This is a genomic window from Streptomyces sp. NPDC031132 (genome assembly GCF_055570595.1).
Map to the genome: position 1 here is coordinate 26,090 of NZ_JBVIGX010000030.1, position 23,031 is coordinate 49,120.

Sequence of the window (23,031 nt, forward strand, 5' to 3'; positions counted from 1 at the left end):
CCCCGGACCCTGCGCATCATCCGCCGTCTCCGGATGCGGCGCCAACGATTTACGCATGCCTGGCGGACACCCCCTGGCACCGCTGCACCGGCTCTCCCGCCGTCAGCCGATACCGGGCCCGGCCGTCGAGGAGCAGGGGTACGAGGGCCCGCAGGGGTTGGCGCAGCGGCACGAACGCAGCCCCGCCGGCGGCGGAGGGTACGACGCGTACGCCATGGAGGGCGAGACGGTCTCCGACCTCGGCGTACTGGGTGGCTGTGAGGCCGTAGCCGCAGGGTGGATCGGTCAGGGTCTCGTCCTCGGTCGCCGGCCGTTCGTCGGTGCCGCCCAGCAGGATCGGGCTCTCGTCCTGGTATCGGGCCAGGCGGGCGGAAGCCGTTACCGCTGCCAGGTCGCCCGCGCGCCGGGGGAGGTAGGTGAACAGGCCTCGAAGGCCGGTGAGCTGGGAGCTCACCCGGCGCCGGTGGTTGAGGGCCGGGTCGGCCCTTTCCGCGTCGCCGGCCGCTTCGATGCGGCTTTCGATCAGCAGCGTGACGGCGTGTTTGATGCCGGCCGTGTTGCGCAGGATCCGCTCCTGTTCGTCGCCTGCGGTCTGCTGGACGGGGGCGCCGGTGACGGGGTCGGTCCAGATGCCGTACGTGCCGGTGGAGTACCCGGCGGCGTGCGCCGCCTTCCGTACGAAGGCCGCGGACAGCGCGCGGGCCTGCGCGTACACCCCGGGGTCGGTGTTGAGGTTGCGCGGCCAGAGGTCGAAGAGGTCCTTGTCGTGCGTGCGCGGCGTCGACCGGTACTCGTGCAGGTCGTAGACGACGTCGGGGCGCCGGTCGCGCAGTACGGCGGCGACCGCGCGTGCCTCGGGCGAAGTCAGGGCGAGGTGATCGCGGTTGATGTCGGTGCCGTCCGCGTTGGCCCGGGTGGCGGCGGCCCGCCCGTCCGGGTTGGCGGTCGGGATGACGAGGACCGTGGTGCGCGCCAGGAGGCGTCGGGTCGCCGGGTCGGGGGCGTACGCGAGGTCGCGGACGGTGGTCAGACAGGCCTCGCGTCCCGCCGGCTCGTCGCCGTGCTGGCTGCACACCAGGAGGACGGTGACCGGTGCACGGGCGCTGCCCAGGCTCACGAGCCACAGCGGGCGGCCGCGCGGGGTGGTGCCGATGCGCCGTAGGCCCGTGCCCTGGCCGTGCCGTTCGACGGCGTCCAGCACAGCCTGCTCCTCGGCCTCCGTGGTCCAGCGCGCCCCGTGCGTGGCCTCGAACCCCGTACGGGGTGCGCCGTCGGCCGCTCGGGCAGGGACGGCCGTCTGGGGTACGGCGAAGGCGACTGCGGCGAGGCCCAAGGCCGATGCGGCGACAGCGAGCCGGTGGAACGGCACAGGGGGCTCCAGCACGGTCGAAACGGTCACGACGTGATGGCAACGGCCCTGGTGATCGATAGGTCACGCCCGCCCGGAGCAAGCCGGTGGACCACTCCTCCGGGCGCTTGTCCGGAACATCATCCATAAGTACAAACTTCGATTATTTTACCCAACCGAGATGCTGCAAGCCGTGTCCGGTAGTCGCAACTTCCGGCCTATCGGAGAAAACTGGTCCGCCATCGAGAGCCAATACGCATGTCACCGACGCAGAACCTCACCCGGAACTGTTTCAGCAAAGCAATGCGGAGGTATCACGATTGAGCTGCACCAGGACGGACAACCGAAAACCTGCAAACGGCCACCTGCCGAACCGCCGCATCGCCGCGGTGTTCACGTTCTTCCTCATAATCTCGCTGGCCAACTTCACCGGTCCCGCCGCCCAAGCCGAGGCGGCCTCACCGTACGGCGCCAGGGCCGTCGCAATTGCCGCCTCCAAGCGGGGCGCACCGTACGTCTACGGAGCGACGGGGCCGAGGGAATTCGATTGCTCGGGCCTCACGCTCTACGCCTTCAGAAAGGCCGGCCGGAAGCTTCCCCGTACGGCCGATGAACAATATGAACGTACGCGCCACATCTCGCGCGTTCAGCGCGTGCCGGGCGATCTCGTCTTCTTCCCCGCAGGCGCGACCATAGGACATGTGGGAATCTACGCCGGTCACGACAAGATCTGGCACGCCCCACGGCCGGGCACGCGCGTCCGGCTCGAGCGCATCTGGAGCGGAAACGTCCGCTATACCCGTGCCACCTGAGCAGGAGGCGGAGTGATGAGCGATGCACCCGCGCCCCGGCACTACTCACCCCGATGGAACGGCGACACCCGCACGGCTCCGCCTGACGTGGGCGGCGAGCGGGAAACGCTGAGCGCGGTCCTGGACTGGCAGCGGGCCACCTTCGAGCTCAAGTGCGCCGGCCTGTCCCCGGAGCAGCTGTCGGAGAAGGCCGTGGCGGCGTCCGCGCTGTCCCTGCACGGCCTGGTCCGGCACCTGTCCGGCGTCGAGCGCTGGTGGTTCCGCATCCAGTTCGCTCACGAGGACGTCCCCCTGCTCTACTACTCCGACGACGACCCCGACCAGGACTTCGACCGCCTGGACGGTGACGTCGAGGAGGCCTTCGCCGTGTGGCGGGCGGAATGCGACCGGTCCCGGCAGATCACTGCCGCCGCAGCCTCGTTGGACGAGACGGGGATCCGCAAGAGGACCGGCGAGCCGATCTCACTGCGAAGGATCATGGTCGACATGATCGCCGAGTACGCCCGGCACAACGGTCATGCGGACCTCCTCCGCGAGGGCATCGACGGCGCGACAGGGATGTGACCTGGCAAGCTGTCCGGGTCGGGATGCCGCTGGGCATCCCGGCCCCGAGGGGAGGTCCTTGCGTGGATGTCGGTGGAGAGCCGTGGGAACACGGCCCTGTCCCCAGGGCTCGGCACGCGCCTCCCTTCGACCCGGAGCTGGGTGCCGCGCTGGCCGCCATGGGCGAGGGGGCGAAGGAGCCGGTCACCCTGGAGGGCCTCGCGGCCAGGCAGGAGCGCGATGCCTCGGCCCGGCCCAGGCCGACGGCTCCAGAGCTCCGGGCCGGCGGCCGCTTCGAGGTGGAGGAGATACGGGTGCCGGGCCCCCGGAACGGGAGGGAGGTCACCCTCGTCAGTGCACGGCCCGCCGGGATCAGCGGGCCGCTGCCGCTCCTGTACTACATGCACGGCGGCGGAATGGTCATGGGCAATGCATGGTCCGTCCTTCCTCGGCTGCTGCGCGAATGGGCGCTGCCGCTGCAGCTCGCGGTGATGTCCGTCGAGTACGGACTGGCGCCGCAGGCGCAGTACCTGGAACCCGTGGAGGACTGTCGTGCCGGACTCCTCTGGGCGGCTGACCACGCGGCCGGGCTGGGCCTCGACGCGGACCGCATCGTCGTCGGGGGGAAGAGCGCCGGCGGTGGTCTCGCCGCGGCACTGGCCCTGCTGACCCGCGACCGGGGCGGGCCGGCCCCGATCGGCCAACTGCTCCTGAGCCCGATGCTCGACGACCGCAACAACTCGTTCTCCGGCCACCAGATGGCCGGACTCGACCCCTGGGACCGGACCTCCAACGCGACCGCGTGGCAGGCGCTGCTGGGCGACCGGTACGGCGCTGCCGGCCTTGCTCCCTACGCTGCCCCTGCGCGCGCCACGGATCTGTCCGGGCTGCCCTTCGCGTACGTCGAGGTCGGGTCGGCCGAGACCTTCCGGGACGAGGCCGTGGCCTATGCCGATGCGATCTGGCAGGCGGGCGGCGAGGCCGAACTGCACGTATGGCCCGGCGCGTTCCACGGCTTCGACACGCTGGCACCGCGGGCGGCCCTCAGCCAGGAAGCCCGCGACGCCCGCTCCCGCTGGCTCCGGCGGATCGTCGGACGATGACCCCACCGGACGTCGCGCCGCGGACCGCCCCCGCCGGGCTCCTCACGTACGCCCGATCGCGTGCCCGATCTCCGCGGCGACCTCGGAGTGGGCGAGGTACTCCTCGATGCTGTGCGCCCTGCCGTTCGCGTTCTCCACGGCCATGTCGGTGAGCTTGCCCCAGGTCTCCCCCAGCGGGCAGCCCAGGGCGACCGTGTCGGTGGGACACCACGCGTTGACCCAACGGCGCACTCTGGCCGACAGGTTGGGTCCGGGAGGCAGCAGCCGGCCGTACACCGTGTCCAGCCCCAGCGGGCTGCCGGCGCTGACGAGCAGTGAGACGTCCAGCCGCTCCGGGAGCCGGTGGACGAGGTCCATCCCGACGACCGTGCCAAGGCTGTGGGTGACCAGGACGATCTCACCGGAGGTCGGCAGGGTGTCGAGCACGCTGGTCAGGACTGCCTCACGGACGGCGCGGTCGTCCAGGTACGCATCGACGTCGCGAAACCGGGTGGCGATGGCCAACGCGTCCATGTCGGTCGTGGCGGCCAGCCAGCTCACCGCCCGGCGCAGACGTGCGGCCAGTGCACTCCCGAGGCTTTCGTCGCCCGTACCGCCGTCCTGCGGCATGCCCGCTTCCGCCGCCGCTTGCAGGAGGAGCTGCTCGTACAGGCCCGTCGTCGACTCGGCGGCGAAGGCCTCCGCGGCCGAGTGGCCGTTCAGCTCCTCGAACGGGGCGGGGGTGGAGACGGCCTCGCGGCCTCCGGCGCTCTCCCTTCTTCTGATCGCCTCGATGATCCGGTCCGCGTAGAAGGGGAACCACACGTCCGCCGGGTCGACGGTGGGGAGACCGGCGCGCGTGAGCCCGTGGTTCAGCCCTGCCGTCCAGCCACGGCGGAGCTCCTCGGGTTCGTGCTCGTGCTGGCTGCGGCCGTGGAGGAAGACCAGGTGCCGTCCGCCGGCGGAGGGAGTGCCGCGGGCGGGCAGACCGTTGCGGATCACCACGCTTCCGCCCGGGCCGGCCGCTTCGTGCGGTGAGCCCCCGACGGGGAGCGGGGACGGAGTCTCCACCGGGGCCGGGCTCGCCACCGGGGCCGGGCTCGCCACCGGGGCCGGGATCGGGGCGGAGATCGGAGCAGGGACCGGAGCGGACACGGGCGCGGCGACGGGAGTGGTGACGGGCGCCTCGACGGCGGGGCCTTGCTGGAGGCCGGACTCCGGCCCCATCTCCGCCAGCAGCGCACGCTCCTCGGGTTCCGGCTGCAGCGCGGCGAGATGTTTCAGGATCGAGCTGACACGCGCGCCCTCGTTCGCGACGTAGTCGATGGCGTCGTCGGGGTCGCCGGGGCGTGCGATGCTGCCGTTCTTGAGGAGCCTGTTGCCTTGGCCGTCCTCCCTCGCCACACCGCTGTGGTGGAGGGCCACGACCTCCCACTGGTCGTTGTACACCGGCGATCCGGAGTTTCCGCGCTCGGTGTCGGTCGTGTAGTGGAGGAACTCGGGCAGGCGGTCCTGGATCGTGTTGTCCCTGAACGCGACCTCCTTGAACCGGCCCCCCGGGTGGCCGATGACGTTCACCCGTTCGCCCAGGAGCACCTTGCCCTGCTGGATGCTCAGGCGGTTCCAGCCGAACATCTCACCCGGGAGGCGGCCGTCGGCTGCCGGCGCGACGGCCACCAGCGCGAAGTCGAGGTGCTTGTCCATGACGAAGAAGGCCGCAGGATCGAGTGCGAAGCGGACGGCCGCGTCGGGGGTGTTGTCGACGGTGTTCTGGACGTTGAACTCGACGAAGCAGCGCTGGCTGAACGCCTCGTGCAGCAGGACGTGCTGATTGGTCATCAGCAGGCGGGGCGAGACCAGGAATCCGGTGCCGTGCGGCTGCTCGCGGCCCTCCGTGCGGACGGAGATCCGGGCGACGGTGGCCGCGGCGCGGGCGCCCCGTGGCAGGAAGCTCCACGGTTGTGACTCGTTGGCGATGTTGATGATGCGCTCGTTGGCGTCCGCCTCGGTGAGCGCCGCCGCGCGAACGCCGTCCACCAGGGCCGAGGCCGGGACCCCGCCCCTGTCGATCAGCCTGCCGGCCCGCGCGGCCACGTGCTCGGCCGAGTCCGGGAACCGCGTCCCCTCGGCCTGTCGCTCTTCCACGGTACGGCGCGTACTGCTCGCGTCGCGGTAGCGCCGGCTCGCCGCAGCCTGCTGCCGCTCGAGCGCCCCGCGTGCTTCGTCCATCTCCGGCAGCTCGGGCATGGGGATCCACCGTTCCGTCGTCGAACAGGTCACCTTCCAGGGAGCAGCCGTGGGACCCGCTCCGCAACAAGTACGGGGCCACTCGAGTCGTCGGACCGGAGGGCGGCTCATGCGTACGGCCCACCCCGGATGCGGCACGTGCCGGCTCCCGGCCATGCTGGCCGAGACCCCACAGCAGGCAGTCCGAGGCCGCGCAGCAGGCGGAGGAGGAGTCTTGACACCTCTCGCGCGGATTCCGTTGGACGGCGGGGGCAGCCTTCTGATCGAGGCCCCGGCCGGCTGGGCGGGACCGGTGAAGGCCGGTCGCCTCGGTGATGTCGTCCACGAGCTGCCGGGCAGCCTGCAGGAGGCCCTGGAGCCGATCACGCAGGCGGCGCGCGCCACTCTGGATCAGCTGCGCAAGGCCCGCCCCGATGCGATCACCGTCGAGTTCGGCGTCGACCTCGCGGTCCAGGCCGGGGCCGTGATCACCAAGACCGGAGCCAACGCCCACGTGAAGGTGACGGTCCGGTGGACGAGCGAAGGCCCGTCCTCGACGAAGTGACCGGCATGCCCACCGGTCACCGGTCACCGGTGGGGCTCGGAGTGCCAGCGGACTGCGCCCGTGCCCAGGGCGATCGTGACGCGGGGCCGCATGGGCTCGTCGCCGCGGCGGGAGAGCAGGACGATCTCCTCGACCCGGGCCGGCAGGCTGCCCAGCCGGGCAGCGCACTCCTCGGCCAGACGCCGCGGCTCGTGGGTGCGGCCCAGTGACAGGTGCGGTGTGAAGGTCGGGAACCGCCCGCCGCAGAGCGGGAACGGCTCCGTCAGGGCACGCTGGAGCGCCGTCCAGGGAGCGAGGCCGGCCGCGGCGGGGTCGAGCCAGACGGTGGCGTAGGCACGGTGCCGGAAGGTACGGACCCCGCTCAGCCGGATCGCGAACGGCTCCGTCTCGGCGACGGCAGCGGCCAGCAGTGGGGCCGCCGCCGCAAAGTCGGTCTCGGGGACGAAGCCGAAGACCAGGTTCACGTGGGGCGGCCAGCGGCGGATCTGGGGGTCGTGCACCTCACGGATGCTCTGGATGACGGGCCACGACCCGGCCGGGGGCAGCCACACCACGGCGGTCCGTGGTGTGGGAGCCACCTCCATCACTGCGCCGATCAGCCGCGGCCTCCGTCCGAGGAGCTGCGCACCGGGGCCGGGCGCCACGGCGCGAATGCGCTCGCCGTGCGCGGCAGCAGGCCCGCCAGCTCGGGGCAGTGCCGCAGGACGATGCTCGTCATGCCGTTGCGCTCGATCCAGTCCATGCCCAGCGGCGTGTAGACCTCGGGCCTGAAGTCGACCGTGAGGAAACGGTCGCTCTGCAGCCGCCGGCTGGCCATCAGGATGAAGATGCGGAAGGCCGTGTCGCTGAAGCCGAAGCCCTGGGGCGGGTTCTCGGCGAACAGCCCGACCATGGTGTCGATCTGGTCCACGTCACGGTAGACCTCCTTCAGCCGGGCGACCGTGTCCGGATCGGAGGAGAGGTCCTCGAAGCGGCGCAGGCGCGGCTTGTGCAGTCCGGCCCGGAAGTCGTTGTACCGCGGCACACCGCGCCGCCGGGTGCGCACCAGGTCGACCACGGACAGATCGATCACCTCGCCGTCCCGCTCGAACGCCTGGAGGGCACGGGGGTAGTTGTGCAGGGTGATCGCGCCGGGGTGGGCGATGCCGAGCGAGTACAGCGAGTTGGCCAGGCCGGTCTTGCGGATGAGCGGCTGCGCCGCGGTGCCCTGGAGGTCGTTGAACCCGAGGGTGTCGAGCCTCCGGCCGAGCCGGTGGTCGACGATCTCGAAGTCGTCCGGCAGCAGCGGGTGCATGCGGTAGACGGTGACGAAGTCCTCGGTGAGGGAGTACGGCGCGGCGTGGTGGTCCGGGAGGGTCTTCGGGATGCCGGTCAGCGAGTGCGCCTCGAACAGCCACAGGCCCAGCTGTGTGAGCCAGTTCTCGGGCGGTCCCTGCCAGTTGGTCTTCAGCCCGATGTCGATCGTCTCGGTGGCGAGGATCGCGGGCGTCCACTCGACCGTGTGGATCTTGGCGATGAGGGCGGAGACGACGAGCCGCGCCGTGTGGTAGATGCGGTCCTCGTTCAGTTGTGGGTACTCCTGCCGCAGCGCCTCGCACACCGCGTTGTGCTCCCGGGCGAAGAGGGTGTGCATGGCGCTCAGGCCGAGCCACCAGCTCTCCGCGAAGCCGGTGAGGGGGAAGCCGTTCGGGCTGAAGGGCAGGTGTCCGTCCTCCAGGCGCAGCGCGGCTCCGCCGTCCGGCTCGCGCAGGGAGGTTCCGGCCTCCTTGGTGCCTCCGTACACCTCCGAGCCGTCCCACCAGTGCGAGGCCGCGTTGCCGAACAGGATGGGCGGTGCTTCGCCGCCGGCGGCACCCAGACTCTCGTTCTCGGCGAAGCGCATCACCGTTTCGGGCCGTCCGCCCGGGGTGTTGCTCCAGGTGACACCGGGCGGGAGCGGCACCTCGACGCTCTTCGTACCGGTCGGGTAGCGCTTGTGGTTGACCCAGTCGTGCACCTGGAACTGGATCCAGGCGGCCGCCAGGATGTTCAGCGACCGTGCGGGGATGAACGCGTCGCGCTGCAGCAGTTCCCTGCTGACGGTGACCGGGTTGGGCGTGTCGAACAGGTCGGGCCGGTAGACGGGTGGGAGGTTGCGGCCGAAGGTCGATCCGACCGCCCCCATCTTCGGCGCGGACAGGTCGTTGTAGGTGCCGTCGTAGCTCCGTGCGGTCCGCATCTGCTCGTCGACGGGCGCCGGCACCGGCTGGGCCCTGGGCGGAGCCTCGTGGACCTCGGTGTCGATGAGGTTGTGCCGGCGCAGCGCCTGCCGCAGCGTCACGAGGTTGAGCAGGCCGAGCCGGGTGGGCAGCCGGTGCCAGGGCACGAACCGGTTGAGGGCCTGGAAAGCGGCGTCCAGGGGCACGCCCAGCACGGCGTTGCGGTGCGGCTCGGTGGTGAGGAAGCGGTGGCCCAGGCGGTGGGCGCTGCTGGCCTCGTAGGCCACCTTGCGGGCACGGTTGAGGTTGCCCAGGGGACGGAATTCTTCCGTGGTGTTCCACGGGTTGAAGACCAGCTGGTCGACCCGCACCGCGGCGGCCCGTGCCTGGGCGCTGTCGATGTCCTGGCGCGGGATCGTCAGCGTCGCCACCCGGACGACGGGCGCATCCTCCTCCTTCCACTCGGCCGCACCGTCCTCGATGGGCGTCCGGCGGGCGTCCACGTAGCGCTGGACGCACAGCTCGAAGACGACGTCCGCCTTCTTCAGGCGCCGTGCGAGCTCGTGGTGCAGGTGGTCGGGGTCGGTACGGGAGGGGCTCGGGGCCGGTGACGCGTTCGAGGCGGGGCGCAACTGGTAGCGCACGGGTCCCTGATCGCCCCACAGGATGGCCCCGCGGCTCCAGTACGTCTCCAGCGCCAGGCTGCGTACGGTGCGGCTGGTTCCGGCGCGTACGTTGCGCCGCATGCGCGCGGCCGTGGACCAGCCGACCGCGAGGGGCAGGGTGAGGAACAGTGCGGACGCCTTGCGGAGCGTCGTATCGGCACCTGCCATGGCTTTGGCGAATTCGACGAACTCGCGTGCGTTGCGCGCATGGGAGACCGGGAAGCTCGTCATGAGGAGGTCGTGGGCCTCGTCCGGCCCCACCTCGATGCGCAGGGCCGCTCCCCGCAGGTCGGGGGCGTGGTCGGGCATGCGGGCGCCGTTCGCGTTGGACAGCCTGACGGTGACCGGGTATGCGGCCGCAGGACGCGCGAAGCCGGTCCGCAGGTCCTCGGGCAGGTCCCGGACGAACTCCAGCCGGGCGTTCTCCACGCCGAGGACGGCCTTCGCGTGGAAGGCCCGCTCGATGCCCGCCGCGCCGCTGCGCTTCCTGGCCTTGAGCTGGACCCGCATGAGCTCACGGGCGAGCCGCTCGAAGACGAGCCGTTCCGCTTCGGGGTCGCCGCCCACGTAGCGCTCGTACTGCCCGATCTCGTGCATCTGTGCCCCTTAGAACGGCTGCCCATGACGGTGGCCGCGGGCATCTTCGTCACACGCAGCAACTTTGACCCACCGGCGGGGCTACGTCGCGCGGAGCAATGCAGACGGGTACATCGCGGTCGCGGGCCGACCGTCGCGCTGCGTTCCCGCTCACGGGCCTGTTCACCCGAACGGACCCGTGCGATCAGCCCGAACGGGTCTGCGCGGGGAGACTGACATGCAGGATGACGGCACAGCACGGCATCGGATCGTCGTCCTCGGCCCCATGCGGCAGGGCACGGACGAGGGAGTGCCGATGAGAGTCTACGAGGCCATCGTCAAGGGGCTGGAAGGCATCGGGGTCCAGGCCGCATTCGGCGGCGCCGGCGAGAACGCCGCCGGCCTGATGCTGGCGCTGAAGCATTCGCAGCAGATCCGGCCGATCATCACGCGGCACGAGCAGGCCGCGTCCTTCATGGCCTGCGGTTACGCGATGTACACGAACCGGCTGGGCTTCTGTTTCGCGACGGCCGGGCCCGGTGCGTTCAACCTGTTCTCCGGGCTGGCCGTGGCGATGTCCGACTCCTACCCGGTCCTCGCCGTCTCCGGATACGCGTCGATGAAGTGGCAGGGATGGGGTTCTCTCAACGAGACCTCCGGACTGAACCGCACGCCCGACTCGCGGGCCATGTTCGCGGCCACGACGAAGAAGTCCTTCCTGCTCACGGATCCCGCCGACACGTGCGACGTCCTCGAGGAAGCGGTCAACACCGCGTTCGAGGGGCGACCGGGGCCGGTCCACATCCACGTACCCGAGAACCTCACCGAGCACGGCATCGAGGTCACGGACTTCCGGCACGTCCGGCTCGACGTCAAACCGGTCGTGCCCGATCCGGCCCGCGTGGAGGAGATCGCCTCGGTACTGGCGGACGCCCTCACCGGGCGGAAGCGGATCGTGGCGCTCGTCGGCTTCGGCGCCGTCCGCAGCGGAGCGGGAGCGGAGGTCAAACGGCTGATCGAGCGGTTCCAGATTCCGCTGCTGACCACGCTGGACGGCAAGGGCATCGTGTCCGAGGGGCATCCGCTCTCGGTGGGCGTCTTCGCCGACAGCGGCCACTCGAGTGCGTGGAAGGCCTTCCGCGAGGCGGACGTCGTGCTGTGCATCGGCAACTCCCTCAACCAGCACGCCACGTTCAACTACCGCGAAGACCTCTTCGAGAACAAGGTGCTCATCCATGTGAACATCTCCGAGGCCGAGTTCCACAAGGCCTACCGGCCCGACCACGCGCTGCTGTCCGACGCGCGCCTGGCGGTGGCGGCGCTCGTCGAGGCCTTGGAGGGGAAGGTCGGCGAGGTCCCGCGGGCCGAAGTCGACGGCCGGGACTACGAGGCCCGGCACATCACCCACCTGACGGGGCACATCCACCCCGGGGAGCTCGCCCAGGCGATCGGCCGGATGCTGCCGCCACAAGCCGTCCTGCTCGCCGACGCGGGCGCGCACCTGGCCTGGCTCGGCTACTACGTGGAGCTCGAAGAGGGGCAGCACTTCCGCAAGGCCGGTTCGTTCGGACCGATGGCCGGCCATGTCAACGGCGCCATCGGCCTGAAGGTCGCGCACCCGGAGCGGACGGTCGTCGTCGGCTGCGGCGACGGGTGCTACTCGCTGTCCGGATTCGAGCTGATGACGGCCGTCGAGAACGAGATCCCCGTCATCTGGGTCATCTTCGACGACCGGGAGTTCAAGCTGATCAAACTCTTCCAGCTCACCACCTACGGAGAGACGGGGCTGGTCGAGTTCCAGAACCCGGACTTCGCCGCCTACGCGCAGGCGTGCGGCGCCGACGGCTATCGCGTCGAGACGCTGGAGGAGTTCGAGAAGGCGTTCCGCGCGGCGCTGGCCTCCGGCCGGCCCACCGTCATCGACGCCAGGATCACCCGCTGGGCCGTCCCGCACTACAGCCCCTCGCCCGACGGCGTCATCGCCGGTCTCGTCGAGACCATCGAAGCACGTCTGCGCGACTGACCGCCGGCCGGCTCGGCTGCCACCGGAAGGGGCAGGAGCATGACAGACCTGACGAACACACACCGCCACACCGGGCTCGACGCCCTGCTGAACCGCCCGCTGATCACGTCGATCTGGCGCCGCCGCACCCACCGGGTCAGCCGCGGGAGCTCCGTCGAAGCCGGCTCGATGAGCTGGTCCTCCACCGAGGCGCGCGCCCCGCTCACGGAGCTCGAGGAAGCGGTCCTCATCTCCATGACGGGGTGCACCGGCCTCACCATGCCGGACCGCCCCTTCGCCGATCCCCGCAACGGCAAGCCGATCATGGCCAAGCCGAACCTCAACATGGCCGGACGGACCGCGGGCAGCCCCGACAACGCGCAGGGCACCCACTTCTTCCTGATCAACGACACCGGCACCTACTTCCTGCGCAAGCTGCCTCCCCCCGCCGATGGCTCGCAGGCGACCTTCGACGCGGAGACCCTGTGCTCGCGCGCCGCCGAGGCGAAGGTGCAGCTGCTCGACCACCGCATCGACGTACCGGACGGGAAGCGCGACTTCCCCGCCTACCTCGACTCCAACAGGTTCCTCTCGAACCTGCCGGGCACCACCGTCCTGTTCCCGGTGGTGGACCTGTCGCGGCAGTACATCAACGGCATGATGTACCTGCTCACGCAACCCGAGGGCGCACGACCGGCCATCGTCGACGACCGGAACCTCTACCGCTCGGCGGGCGTGGGCAAGTGGGTGAAGTCGGGGTTCCTGAACAAGGACATCAAACTCCCGCTGGGCGCGATCTGGGCGATGCGCACGCAGATCGAGGCCGACCTGCTGCTGCAGAACATCATGCTCACCGCCGACGCCATGGGGCTCGGGGCATGGATCCATGCCTCGCTCGCCCCGCCGATCCTGCTGGGCGACCCGAAGTTCCGCCCCACGTACGGTCCGATGCTCGGCTTCGACTGGACCACGCCCCGCTGGCGGCCGGCCGACCTCCTGCGCTGGCAGGTGCCGCTCCCGCGCTACTCCACGCTGCGGGCGACCACCGTCGGCCTGCGCCACAACGGGGAGCACCTGATCAAGGCGATGTGCCCGCCGAACTACGCCACCATGAACGACGCGGTCGACGCAGTCGTGGCGGACAAGTTCGGCCCGCGGGGCATCTACACCGACGAGGGCTTGTTCGAGCGCATCTACCGGGGCGAGTTCGGCGCCCAGTACCTGCGCGAGGCCAGCAACTACTCGGCCGATGTCATCGCCTGCACGCGCGACATCTGCACGTACATCTACGAGACCCACGGGCGGTTCCCCGCACACTGCGACACGATCCACGTCCCCGGGGTCTGGCTGCAGGCCCATCACGTCGAGACCGCCTACTACGAGCGGTTCTTCCGCGACGGGCTGACCGAGGCCCACCAGCTCCACGATCGGCAATGGCACGGCTGAGCGAAGCCGGTCCGCGAAGGATCCGGCAGGACTCCGGCTGACCGGCAGTCAGTCGGCCGGACCGAGCTCGTACGAGAGGTGGTGCGGGGCCAGTGAGCGCAGGAACGCGTGCGCGTCGAAGATCTCGCCGGGCGCGACCACCCCGACCGTCCCGGCCTGTCCTGCGAGGATGCGGCTGACCGCTTCCACGACGAGAGGCGCGCTGACGGCGTAGATGTCCTGCCCGCGGGCCACCGCACGGCGCCGGGTGCCGCCCGCACGGACGACGACGTCGACGAGGAAGGTCTGCGCCGAGCGCCCCCGCTCGTCGACCGGCTCCGGAGGTTCGGCGTCCGGGGCCAGTACGTCCTTGACGGCCTCGAGCGTCATGCAGGTGTGGATGTCCGGGGCGGACAGGTGGTGTGCGATGGTCACGCTGTCGGTGGTGGTGAACTCGCCGATCACGGGCCGGTCCCCGACCGGAGCGGGGAACGTCCACCGGCCCGTGGGCGCCTCGTCGGTACGCAGCTCCAGGCGGCCCTTCGCGTAGACGAGCCGCCGGCCCTCGCGCCGGCTGCGCGAGACCTGGCCGGACCCGCGCGTCCCGGCCGTGGGCCGCCAGCTGCTCAGGGCGAACGCGAGGTGCACCTCGTCGGCCGCCGGGGCGTCGCCCAGCGCGGCGGTGGCGAGCAGGTCGCCGAGGCCCCCGTAGAACGCCATCGCGGGAACGAGCACGATCCCGGCGTCGCGGGCCCGGTCCGCGAAGTGCGCGAACGTATCGGCGACGGCCTCCACCTCCCCCGCGACGTCCAGGTAGGCGATCCGTGCGCGCAGCGCCGCCTCGATGACCGGCGCGGCCGTCACGGCGAAGGGACCGGCGCAGTTGATCACGGCTGCGGCGCCGTCCAGTGCGCGGTCGAGCGACGCCGGATCGTCGGCCGAGGCCGGCCGGACGTCGAGCCCGGGAAAGTCGTCGGCCAGCGCCCGCAGTTTGCCGGGGTCGCGGCCGGAAAGGATCGGGGTCAGCCCCCGTTCCAGCAGTTCGGACACGACGAAGCGTCCGGTGTGCCCGTAGGCGCCGAACACCGTTACCGCTGCCGCTCGACTCGTTCCCATGAGGTTCCCCCGTCTCGTGCGCTCGCGCTTCTCTTGCTCGTGCGCGAATGATCACCGGATGCCATCGTGCCTCCGGCGGCCGGGCGGCCGGCAGTGGCGGCAACGCCACACCCCGTACACTTTCGGACATGAGCCTTGTCGCGCTGGCCGTCACATCCGGAGTGCCGCACTTCGAACTCGCCGCCGCCTGCGACGTGTTCGGGGTCGACCGCTCGGACCTCGTCGATCCCTGGTACGAGTTCACCGTGTGCGCCCCGGGCACCGTACCGGTCGGCGACCGCTTCCGGCTCGAGCCCGACGCGGGACTCGACCGGCTCGTGCATGCGGACACCGTGATCGTCCCGGCGTGCGCCGATCTGGACGCGGACCCGCCCGCCGAACTGGTCGATGCCGTGCGCGCCGCACACGAGGCGGGCGCCCGGGTGGCTTCCCTGTGCACGGGCGCGTTCGTACTGGCCGCCGCGGGTTTGCTGGACGGGCGCCGCGCGACCACGCACTGGCTGCACGCCGCCGCGCTGGCCGAGAGGTACCCCGAGGTGGAGGTCGATCCGGACGTGCTCTACGTGGACCACGGCGCCGTGCTGACCTCGGCCGGCAAGGCCGCCGCGATGGACCTGTGCCTGCACCTGGTGCGCCTCGACCACGGCTCGGCCGTCGCCAACGAGGTCGCGCGCCGCCTCGTCGTCCCGCCCCATCGGGCCGGGGGCCAGGCCCAGTTCGTCACCACCCCGCTGCCCGAGCGCCCCGACCACCCCCTCGGCGCACTGCTGGCGTGGGCGATGGAGCGCCTCGACCAGCCGCTCACCGTGGAGGACCTGGCGCGCCGGGCGAACATGAGCTCACGCCACCTGGCGCGGGTCTTCACGGACATCGCCGGCACCACTCCCCTGCGCTGGCTGCTGACGCAACGCATCCACCGCGCCCAGGAGCTCCTCGAAACCACCGACGACACCATCGGCGCGATCGCCGCAGCCACCGGCATGGGTACGGACGCCACCCTGCGGCGCCACTTCAACCGCACGGTCGGCGTGCCCCCGGACACCTATCGACGCACCTTCCGCAGTGCCCGTCCGGACCGCGTCGGCTGACTGTACGGGATCACCCCCGGGGCAGGGCCTTCTTCAGGCCTTCGTGCAGGGCCTTGGCGAGTTGCTCGTCGGAAGGCGGCTTGTCGCCCTGGAGCCGGGCCAGTTGGGCGGCGAACGTCTGGCTGAAGGCGCCGTAGAGCGGGGTGCGCGGCCGCTGGACGGCGTTCTCCAGTGCGGGCAGCAGGGTGCCGCGCGCGTATTCCGGACGGCCGTACACGTCCCGTGGCATGTGGTCGGTGCGCTCGCTCGTCGGGGCCGCGGTGGCCTGGCCGGGTGACTTCGCCGCCTCGCACTTCAGCTTGTCGTCCACGTACGCGGAGATCCTGGTGGCCGCGAACCCCGCGTCGAGCAGGCAGCGTTCGTTCTCCCTGCTGGTGAGGAACTCGACGAGCTGCCTGGCTGCGACGCTCCGCTGCGACCCCGTGGCCACGGCCAGGTTCTGGCCGCCCAGTACCGCCCGGCCGGGCAGCGGGGCCACGCCGAGATTCTGTTCGGGCAGGGACTGGTGGAGCGTGCGGTAGGCGTACGGCCAGTGGCGGAGGAAGCCGGTACGGCCGGCCGCGAAGTCGGTGAGCGTGTCCGCCTCGTCGGACTGGGCGGAAGCCGGGAGGGTGTAGGCCGCCTCGGTGCGATTGCGCAGCTCGTCCAGCCCCGCCTTCAGGTCGTCCACGGAACCGGCGTAGCGGCCTTCCTTGTCGGTGAGGGTGAAGCCGTCGGAGGCTGAAGCGGAGGCGAAGGCCTCGATGCCGTTGACGGTGAGCCCCTCGTACGACGCGTCGAGCTGCGAGGTCCAGCCCTTCTCGTAGGCCTCGGGCAGTTTCTTGCGCGCCGCGTCCAGGGCGCGGATCAGCTGCTGGACGGCGGGCCAGCCGCCGGTGCCCTTGCTCAGGTCGGTCTCCGTGACACCCGCGCTCTGCAGGTAGTCGCGGCGGTAGAACAGCAGACCGACGTCACTGTTGAAGGGGACCGCGTAGAGCTTGTCCCCCCAGCGGGCGGTGGCGGCGACGGACTTGATGACGTCGGAGTCGACCAGCTTGTCGGGAAGCTGCTGGACGAGACCCGCGGCGGCGAACTCCGGCACCCAGGTCACGTCGAGGTTGACCACGTCGTACTCGGCGCTGCCGGACTGCAGTGCGCCGAGCAGCTGGCTGCGCTGCTGGTCCGCCGAGCCGGGCAGCTCGACCAGGCGGGCCCGGTGGCCGGAACCCTTGCCCTCCTGCTCCCGGTTCCACTCCTCGATCAACTGCTGGCGGATGCCGCCCTTGCCGGTCACGTCCCGGCCGCTGGCCAGCACGATGTCGCCCGGCCGGTCGGCGGCGCCCGCAGCGCCGCTCTGCCCGCCGCCGGTTCCGCCGGTTCCGCCGGTTCCGCCGGCGTCGCACCCTGCGGCGAGCAGCACGGCGAGGAGCAATAAGGCCGCGGCGCGCCCTGCGGGCCCGTGCCTCATCCTTGATCCCCCGTTCCGGTCCTCGCGACCTCGTCCCGCAGCCGCGCGACGAGATCGCTCTTGGTGTCCAGGCAGCGGCCGCCGCTCGCCTCGGAGATGGCCGCGTCCGGTTTGCCCTTGTCGCAGCCGCCGCTGTCCAGGGAGGCCATGACCACCGGGATCCTCCTCCCCGTCCGCGCGGACAGGAGCAGAGTGCTGAGCCGGCCGCCCTCGGCCAGCCGGTTGTTGTCCTCGTCGTCCGTGATGTAGACGATCAGTTGCGGACCGCGGTCGTCGGTTCCGCGCTGCCTCATGAAGTCCAGGGCCGCGACCAGCGCCTTGCCCGGATCGGCTTCCAGGTCCTTGACCTGGGCTTTGGCGGCGATGGTCTGCTGGGCCGCGCCGCGCACTTGTTTGCCGAACGACAGTACTTCGCTGTACACGCGGGAGCCGCCCGGCTCGGTGGCAACCGCCCAGACCCCGTACTCGTCCAGCTCTCCGAGCCCGGCGAGGGACTGGGAGATGATGCCGGGGGCGCCGCCGGGGCCCTCCCAGAGGCTGCCCATGGACCCGGACGAGTCGAGCAGGAAGAGCACCCGGCCCGGCCCGTTGGCTCCCCGATAGCCCTTCAGCGCCGCGGTCATCGCGGGCGGAAGGGCGGGGCCGGTGAGCGGGCCGGGGTCGTCCAGGGCTCCGAAGTCGCTGAAGACGACACCGGTGTCGGCGGACGCTTCGGCGCCGTTGCCGAGGGGCCGGCGAGGACCCGATGCACTGCGGAAGCCGTCGCTCCCGAATACGGCGAGTCCGCCTCGGACGGCGGACCCCGAGGTCTTCGCTCCGTTCTTCGTGGCCGCCCCCTTGCCGGTCAGCCACGCGTGGAACCGCTCCGCGGCGTTGTCCCGCGCCTCCTTGTCCCGTTCGGGTTCGGGCCCCAGCCAGCGCACCCGTACGAACGTCGGGGTGAGGCCCGGGACGTCGACGGGGTACTCGGCCATCCGGCGGACACGGGTCGTACTGTCGCAGCCCACTCCGGTTCTGAGCAGGAACTCGGGTACCAGAGCGGTGGTGATCTTGTCCGCGGCGCCGTCGTCGGGCAGGGTGCACAGGAGGTCCCCGCCGGTGCGCGAGGGCGGTCCCGGCTCTGCCACGCCGTGTTCGGCGGCAGCCGGATCCTGCGCTCCCGCGCCGTACAGGCCGACGGTCGCGAGCAGGCCGGCGTCGGTGTTCTCCGGGTCCGTACGCCGTATTTCGGACTTGGGCTCGCGTTTCCGGAGCGCCTCCGTCAGGGCTGTGAGAGGACCGACCCGGTCGGCGACCGCCTCCGCCGCCGGGTCCTGCGGTACGGCGAGCACGATCGGCGAGTACGCGAAGGGCTCGGGATCTGCCTCCAGCGCGACGTAGGTCCGCTCGCTGGACGCCGTACGGGCCCGGTCGACGCTCGAGGACGAGCCCGGGATCCAGATGTCCGGCTGTGGGCCGATGTCGCGCTGCGGGTTGGTGTCGTCGGCCACCGGCCGCTGCCACGGGTCGGACTGCCGGTTGAACGCGGCGACGGCCGCAGCGGCTCCGGCGCTGTAGACGGTGATGCCCGTGTGCCTGCACCCGCCGTCCGACTCGTTCTCCGCCGACGTCAGGTACGCCTCCGCGGCCTTGCGGACGGTGGGCTCGAGGTCGGGATCGGTGAGCAGCCGGAGTTCGAGCGGCGGCTTGCAGGGGGCTCCGTCCCCTCCGTCGAGCGCGGCGATGCCGGTGGCGACGAGTCCGGCGATCGCGGCGGGCACGCCGATCGCGGCCGCGAGCCTCCGGCCGGAGAGGGGGCGGAGCCTGCCCAGCACTCCTGGTCTGGGGGTAGGGCCGGGGCCGGGGCCCGGCGATTGCGGCGAAGACGGCCGGCCGTCGGACCCGCCCGTTGCGGAGACGGGCTTCGGCGAGGGCGGCGCGTTACGCGAGCGGTCCGGAGGGGCTGCGAGCAGTACGTCGGCGCCCGAGGCGGCCGCGCGGCTCTGCGGCTCCCACCGCTCGGTGGGCCCGCGCAGCGTCGTGTGGTGCACGGACATGTGGGCCCACAGTTCTTGGGCCAGTTCAACGAAGCCGACTTCGCCGCCCTGTTCGGAGAGGCCGTCGCGCAGGAAACGCACGAGTTGACCGGTGAAGGGCGTGGGTGAGTTCTCGTCACCCGCGTCGATGCGGTTGTTGGCCTGGACGCTCATCAGCAGCGAGGTCCGCTGTCGCTGGGCGGTGCCGAGCGCGTTCCACGCCGCCGAGGCGTTGCCCGCGTAGCAGCAGTCGAGGATGACGACCACCTGCTCCGCCCGGGCGCGGGACAGTACGGTGAGGACGCCCTTCCAGGGCGCGGCGCCGAGGAACACGGACTCGTCGCCCGGGACGATCGTCGCCCGCCGCATCAGCAGCCAGAGCTCGTCCCCCGTACTGGGCACGGCGCCGTGGCCGGAGAAGTAGAGCAGGAGCAGCCCCTCGGCCTCCCCCACCGCGGTGTCCAACTGCCGGTCGAACTCGTCCACGGTGCCCGGCCGGGTGACGGTGATCCCGTCCTCGGCGAACATCCCGCCCCCGCGGAGAGCCCGCTCCAGTGCGGCGAGGTTGTGCTCGACCGCGCCGAGGTCGCCCGACACTCCGAAGGGGTGCTCGGGCTGCTTGAAGTCGTATTCGGGGACTCCGACGAGCAGCGCCCGGTTCACTTTCCCACGCGGGTCGAAGCGCGTCACCGGGCTATCTCCCGTCGCTCTCCGGCGCGACCTCGACCTCTGGGGGCTCCCCGCGTTCGACGGAACGGCGGTTCTCCCGCCATGCACGGACCCCGCTCATGACCTGCGCGAACACTTCGTCGAACAAGGTGGAGGCGCCCGCTCCGACCAGCACCAGGACGATGTCCATCCCTGTCCCCATCGGGCTGGTGGACCCGTCCTCCGTCCCCGCGCGCTCGTGGATCTCCAGTTCGCCGCTGTCCCTGCGCGCTTCGAGCTTGCGCTCCCGCTCGAGCCATGCCTTCAGCGCCGCGACGTCGCTCTCGCTGGCGCCCTGCGTCAGGCGCACGCGGATAGCCGTATTCGCCATAGCCTCCCCCTCAGCCACAACTCAGCATCATGACATGCGCGTTGTACGGAGGGGCACCCTTTGGTCACGAACGACCACGCCCGGGCGCCGGCGACTTCAGCCGGCCGCTGCCGCCCGGTAAGGGCGGAAGAACTCACGCAGTTCCGCCGCGTAGAGCTCGGGCTCCTCGAACGGTGCGAAGTGCCCGCCGCGCGGTGGCTCGGTCGCGTACACGACGTTCGCCGTACGCTCCAGCCACGCCCGCGGCGGGCGGACCACGTCGCCGCCGAAGATCGAGAAGCCGGAGGGCACTTCGACCCGGCGGGCGTGCTGGGCGAGTGGGATCGCGGCATTCGCGTGGTACATGCGCATGGACGAGCCGATCGTCCCCGTGAGCCAGTAGAGCGTCACGTTGGTGAGGATCTCGTCCTTCGTGAAGCGCCGCTCGATGTCGCCGTCGCAGTCGCTCCACGCCCGGAGCTTCTCGACGATCCACGCGGCGAGCCCGGCCGGCGAGTCGGTGAGCCCGAAGGCGGCGGTCTGGGGTTTCGTACGCTGCATGGCGACGTACGCGCCCTCGGTCGCACCCCAGGCCGCGACGCCCTCCATCCAGGCGCGCTCCTCGGGCGCGAGTTCCGCCGGGTCGCCGGTGAAGAGCGGCAGGCCCGCGTCCGTACGGTGGACGGCCACGACCCGCTCGGGATGGTCGAGCGCGAGGAACCGGCTCACGTGGCTGCCGAGGTCCCCGCCCGCCGCACCGAACCGCTCGTAGCCGAGCACCCCCATCAGCTCGGCCCACAGCCCGGCCACGGCGATGGTGTCGAGGGGTGGGCCGGTGGGACGGTCGGAGTACCCGAAGCCCGGAATGTCGGGGACGACCACGTCGAACGCGTCGGCGGGATCGGCGCCGTGTGCGGCCGGGTCGGTGAGGAGCGGGATGACCTTCGAGTACCGCCAGAACGAGTCCGGCCAGCCGTGGCTGAGTACGAGCGGCAGCACGGGCCCGGCCGGCGCGGTGGCCCGGACGTGCGCGAAGTGGATCCCGAGGCCGCCGAGCGGGACGCGGAAGCGGGGGAACCGGGCCAGCTCCGCCTCCTGCGCCGGCCAGTCGAAGCCGTCCGCCCAGTGGGCGACGAGCTCGCGCAGGTAGCCGAGGTCGGTCCCGAGCGACCAGCCGGCGCCCTCGGGCATGTCGGGCCAGCGCGTCGCGCGCAGCCGCGCGCGGAGGTCCTCGATCGCCGCGGGGGCGGTCTTCGGGGTGAACGGCTCGGGGCGGGGAGAGACGTCCGGCATGCGGGGCATCCTATGCCGTCCCACGCAGAACGAGCCGCCCCCGACGCGGCGTCGGGGGCGGCTCGTTCTGTACAGCAGGCCGGTCGGCCGATCCGGCAACCGGGCAACTGGGCAGCAACCGGTCAGTCGGTGCCGGACTCCATCGCGGCGCGGTCCAGCAGCTCGTCCTCGGCGGAGACCTCGCCGCGGGAGGCGATGGCCTCGGCGCCGCCCTCGGGCATGGCCCCGATCAGCCCGGTCGCCGCCGCCTGCGCGGCGCCGACCAGCTCGGGGTGGGCGGTGCCGACGATGCCGAGGCCGGCGTACTGCTCGAGCCGGGCGCGCGAGTCGGCGATGTCGAGGTTGCGCATGGTGAGCTGCCCGATCCGGTCCACCGGGCCGAACGCCGAGTCCTCGGTGCGCTCCATCGACAGCTTGTCCGGGTGGTAGCTGAAGGCCGGGCCGGTGGTGTTCAGGATCGAGTAGTCCTCACCGCGCCGCAGCCGCAGCGTCACCTCACCGGTGACCGCCGAGCCGACCCAGCGCTGCAGCGACTCGCGGACCATCAGGGCCTGCGGGTCCAGCCAGCGGCCCTCGTACATCAGCCGGCCGAGGCGCCGTCCCTCGTTGTGGTAGTGCGCGAGGGTGTCCTCGTTGTGGATCGCGTTGACGAGGCGCTCGTACGCGGCGTGCAGGAGCGCCATGCCGGGCGCCTCGTAGATGCCGCGGCTCTTCGCCTCGATGATCCGGTTCTCGATCTGGTCGGACATGCCCATGCCGTGGCGGCCGCCGATGGCGTTGGCCTCCATCACCAGGTCGACCGGGGAGTGGAACTCCTTGCCGTTGATCGTCACCGGACGGCCCTGGTCGAAGCCGATGGTCACGTCCTCGGCGACGATCTCGACCGACGGGTCCCAGAACCGCACGCCCATGATCGGCTGCACGGTCTCCACGCCGGTGTCGAGGTGCTCCAGCGTCTTGGCCTCGTGGGTGGCGCCCCAGATGTTGGCGTCGGTCGAGTACGCCTTCTCGGTGCTGTCGCGGTACGGCAGGCCGTGGGTGACCAGCCACTCCGACATCTCCTTGCGGCCGCCGAGCTCGGTGACGAAGTCGGCGTCGAGCCACGGCTTGTAGATGCGCAGGTGGGGGTTGGCGAGCAGGCCGTAGCGGTAGAACCGCTCGATGTCGTTGCCCTTGAACGTCGAGCCGTCGCCCCAGATCTGGACGTCGTCCTCGAGCATCGCCCGGACCAGCAGGGTGCCGGTCACGGCGCGGCCGAGCGGCGTGGTGTTGAAGTACGCACGGCCGCCCGAGCGGATGTGGAACGCGCCGCAGGCGAGTGCGGCCAGGCCCTCCTCGACCAGCGCCGCCCGGCAGTCGACCAGGCGCGCGATCTCGGCACCGTAGGTCTTCGCACGACCGGGCACCGACGCGATGTCGGGCTCGTCGTACTGGCCGATGTCGGCGGTGTAGGTGCACGGGACGGCACCCTTGTCGCGCATCCACGCGACCGCGACGGAGGTGTCGAGGCCGCCCGAGAAGGCGATGCCGACGCGCTCGCCGGTGGGCAGGGAGGTGAGAACCTTAGACATGGGAAGAGTATGCACTTAAACGCATGTCTATGCAAACGCAT

17 protein-coding genes are annotated in these 23,031 nt (G+C 71.3%); 7 read left to right on the forward strand and 10 right to left on the reverse strand.

Annotation, left to right across the window (positions count from 1 at the left end):
* Positions 1–49: 49 nt before the first annotated feature.
* The gene (locus ACZ49B_RS30905) at positions 50–1,399 is read right to left on the reverse strand and encodes a M14 family metallopeptidase (protein ID WP_468312140.1); all 1,350 of its coding nucleotides are present in this window, start codon (positions 1,397–1,399) and stop codon (positions 50–52) included.
* Positions 1,400–1,728: 329 nt separating this feature from the next.
* Between ACZ49B_RS30905 and ACZ49B_RS30910 the strand changes: the two genes are divergently transcribed.
* The 3 genes from ACZ49B_RS30910 (at position 1,729) to ACZ49B_RS30920 (ending at position 3,806) form a co-directional block, all read left to right on the forward strand.
* A complete protein-coding gene (locus ACZ49B_RS30910) occupies positions 1,729–2,160 on the forward strand; it encodes a C40 family peptidase (RefSeq protein WP_468312259.1) in 432 nt (143 codons plus the stop codon).
* Positions 2,161–2,175: 15 nt separating this feature from the next.
* Entirely contained in the window at positions 2,176–2,724 is a 549-nt protein-coding gene (locus ACZ49B_RS30915) for a DinB family protein (RefSeq protein ID WP_468312143.1), read from the forward strand.
* A 158-nt stretch (positions 2,725–2,882) separates the two neighbouring features.
* Positions 2,883–3,806: an alpha/beta hydrolase gene (locus ACZ49B_RS30920; protein ID WP_468312262.1), complete on the forward strand. Its 924-nt coding sequence runs from the start codon at positions 2,883–2,885 to the stop codon at positions 3,804–3,806.
* A 42-nt stretch (positions 3,807–3,848) separates the two neighbouring features.
* Here the strand turns inward: ACZ49B_RS30920 and ACZ49B_RS30925 are convergent, their stop codons facing one another.
* Entirely contained in the window at positions 3,849–6,032 is a 2,184-nt protein-coding gene (locus tag ACZ49B_RS30925; RefSeq protein WP_468312145.1) for a trypsin-like peptidase domain-containing protein, read from the reverse strand.
* A gap of 214 nt (positions 6,033–6,246) precedes the next feature.
* Between ACZ49B_RS30925 and ACZ49B_RS30930 the strand changes: the two genes are divergently transcribed.
* The gene (locus ACZ49B_RS30930; RefSeq protein ID WP_468312148.1) at positions 6,247–6,576 is read left to right on the forward strand and encodes a CU044_2847 family protein; all 330 of its coding nucleotides are present in this window, start codon (positions 6,247–6,249) and stop codon (positions 6,574–6,576) included.
* Positions 6,577–6,599: 23 nt separating this feature from the next.
* On the opposite strand, the gene ACZ49B_RS30935 is transcribed toward ACZ49B_RS30930, so the two are convergent.
* Together ACZ49B_RS30935 and ACZ49B_RS30940 are read right to left on the reverse strand one after the other, a co-directional pair.
* Complete coding sequence (locus ACZ49B_RS30935; RefSeq protein WP_468312151.1) at positions 6,600–7,160, reverse strand: 2'-5' RNA ligase family protein; 561 nt, start codon at positions 7,158–7,160, stop codon at positions 6,600–6,602.
* Between the two features lie 11 nt (positions 7,161–7,171).
* Positions 7,172–10,036 carry a peroxidase family protein gene (locus tag ACZ49B_RS30940; protein WP_468312153.1) on the reverse strand — a complete coding sequence of 955 codons (2,865 nt, stop codon included), beginning with the start codon at positions 10,034–10,036 and terminating at the stop codon, positions 7,172–7,174.
* A gap of 295 nt (positions 10,037–10,331) precedes the next feature.
* Between ACZ49B_RS30940 and ACZ49B_RS30945 the strand changes: the two genes are divergently transcribed.
* Together ACZ49B_RS30945 and ACZ49B_RS30950 are read left to right on the forward strand one after the other, a co-directional pair.
* A complete protein-coding gene (locus ACZ49B_RS30945) occupies positions 10,332–12,038 on the forward strand; it encodes a thiamine pyrophosphate-binding protein (RefSeq protein ID WP_468312156.1) in 1,707 nt (568 codons plus the stop codon).
* A 39-nt stretch (positions 12,039–12,077) separates the two neighbouring features.
* On the forward strand, positions 12,078–13,463 hold the full coding sequence (locus ACZ49B_RS30950; protein ID WP_468312158.1) for a hypothetical protein: 1,386 nt from the start codon (positions 12,078–12,080) through the stop codon (positions 13,461–13,463).
* A gap of 48 nt (positions 13,464–13,511) precedes the next feature.
* On the opposite strand, the gene ACZ49B_RS30955 is transcribed toward ACZ49B_RS30950, so the two are convergent.
* The gene (locus ACZ49B_RS30955) at positions 13,512–14,558 is read right to left on the reverse strand and encodes a saccharopine dehydrogenase family protein (RefSeq protein ID WP_468312161.1); all 1,047 of its coding nucleotides are present in this window, start codon (positions 14,556–14,558) and stop codon (positions 13,512–13,514) included.
* 128 nt (positions 14,559–14,686) lie between these two features.
* On the opposite strand from ACZ49B_RS30955, the gene ACZ49B_RS30960 reads away from it, so the two are divergent.
* Complete coding sequence (locus tag ACZ49B_RS30960) at positions 14,687–15,646, forward strand: helix-turn-helix domain-containing protein (protein WP_468312164.1); 960 nt, start codon at positions 14,687–14,689, stop codon at positions 15,644–15,646.
* Between the two features lie 10 nt (positions 15,647–15,656).
* On the opposite strand, the gene ACZ49B_RS30965 is transcribed toward ACZ49B_RS30960, so the two are convergent.
* The 5 genes from ACZ49B_RS30965 to argG all read right to left on the reverse strand — a co-directional run bounded on the left by ACZ49B_RS30965 (position 15,657) and on the right by argG (position 22,990).
* Positions 15,657–17,093 carry an extracellular solute-binding protein gene (locus ACZ49B_RS30965; protein ID WP_468312166.1) on the reverse strand — a complete coding sequence of 479 codons (1,437 nt, stop codon included), beginning with the start codon at positions 17,091–17,093 and terminating at the stop codon, positions 15,657–15,659.
* Positions 17,090–19,798, reverse strand: a complete 2,709-nt coding sequence (locus ACZ49B_RS30970; protein WP_468312169.1) for a VWA domain-containing protein — start codon at positions 19,796–19,798, stop codon at positions 17,090–17,092. Before ACZ49B_RS30970 ends, ACZ49B_RS30965 begins: the two co-directional genes overlap by 4 nt.
* Before the next feature lie 4 nt (positions 19,799–19,802).
* Complete coding sequence (locus ACZ49B_RS30975) at positions 19,803–20,147, reverse strand: effector-associated constant component EACC1 (protein ID WP_468312172.1); 345 nt, start codon at positions 20,145–20,147, stop codon at positions 19,803–19,805.
* A gap of 96 nt (positions 20,148–20,243) precedes the next feature.
* Positions 20,244–21,419, reverse strand: a complete 1,176-nt coding sequence (locus ACZ49B_RS30980; RefSeq protein WP_468312175.1) for an epoxide hydrolase family protein — start codon at positions 21,417–21,419, stop codon at positions 20,244–20,246.
* Positions 21,420–21,541: 122 nt separating this feature from the next.
* Positions 21,542–22,990 carry an argininosuccinate synthase gene (gene argG / locus ACZ49B_RS30985; RefSeq protein WP_468312178.1) on the reverse strand — a complete coding sequence of 483 codons (1,449 nt, stop codon included), beginning with the start codon at positions 22,988–22,990 and terminating at the stop codon, positions 21,542–21,544.
* Between the last annotated feature and the right edge of the window lie 41 nt (positions 22,991–23,031).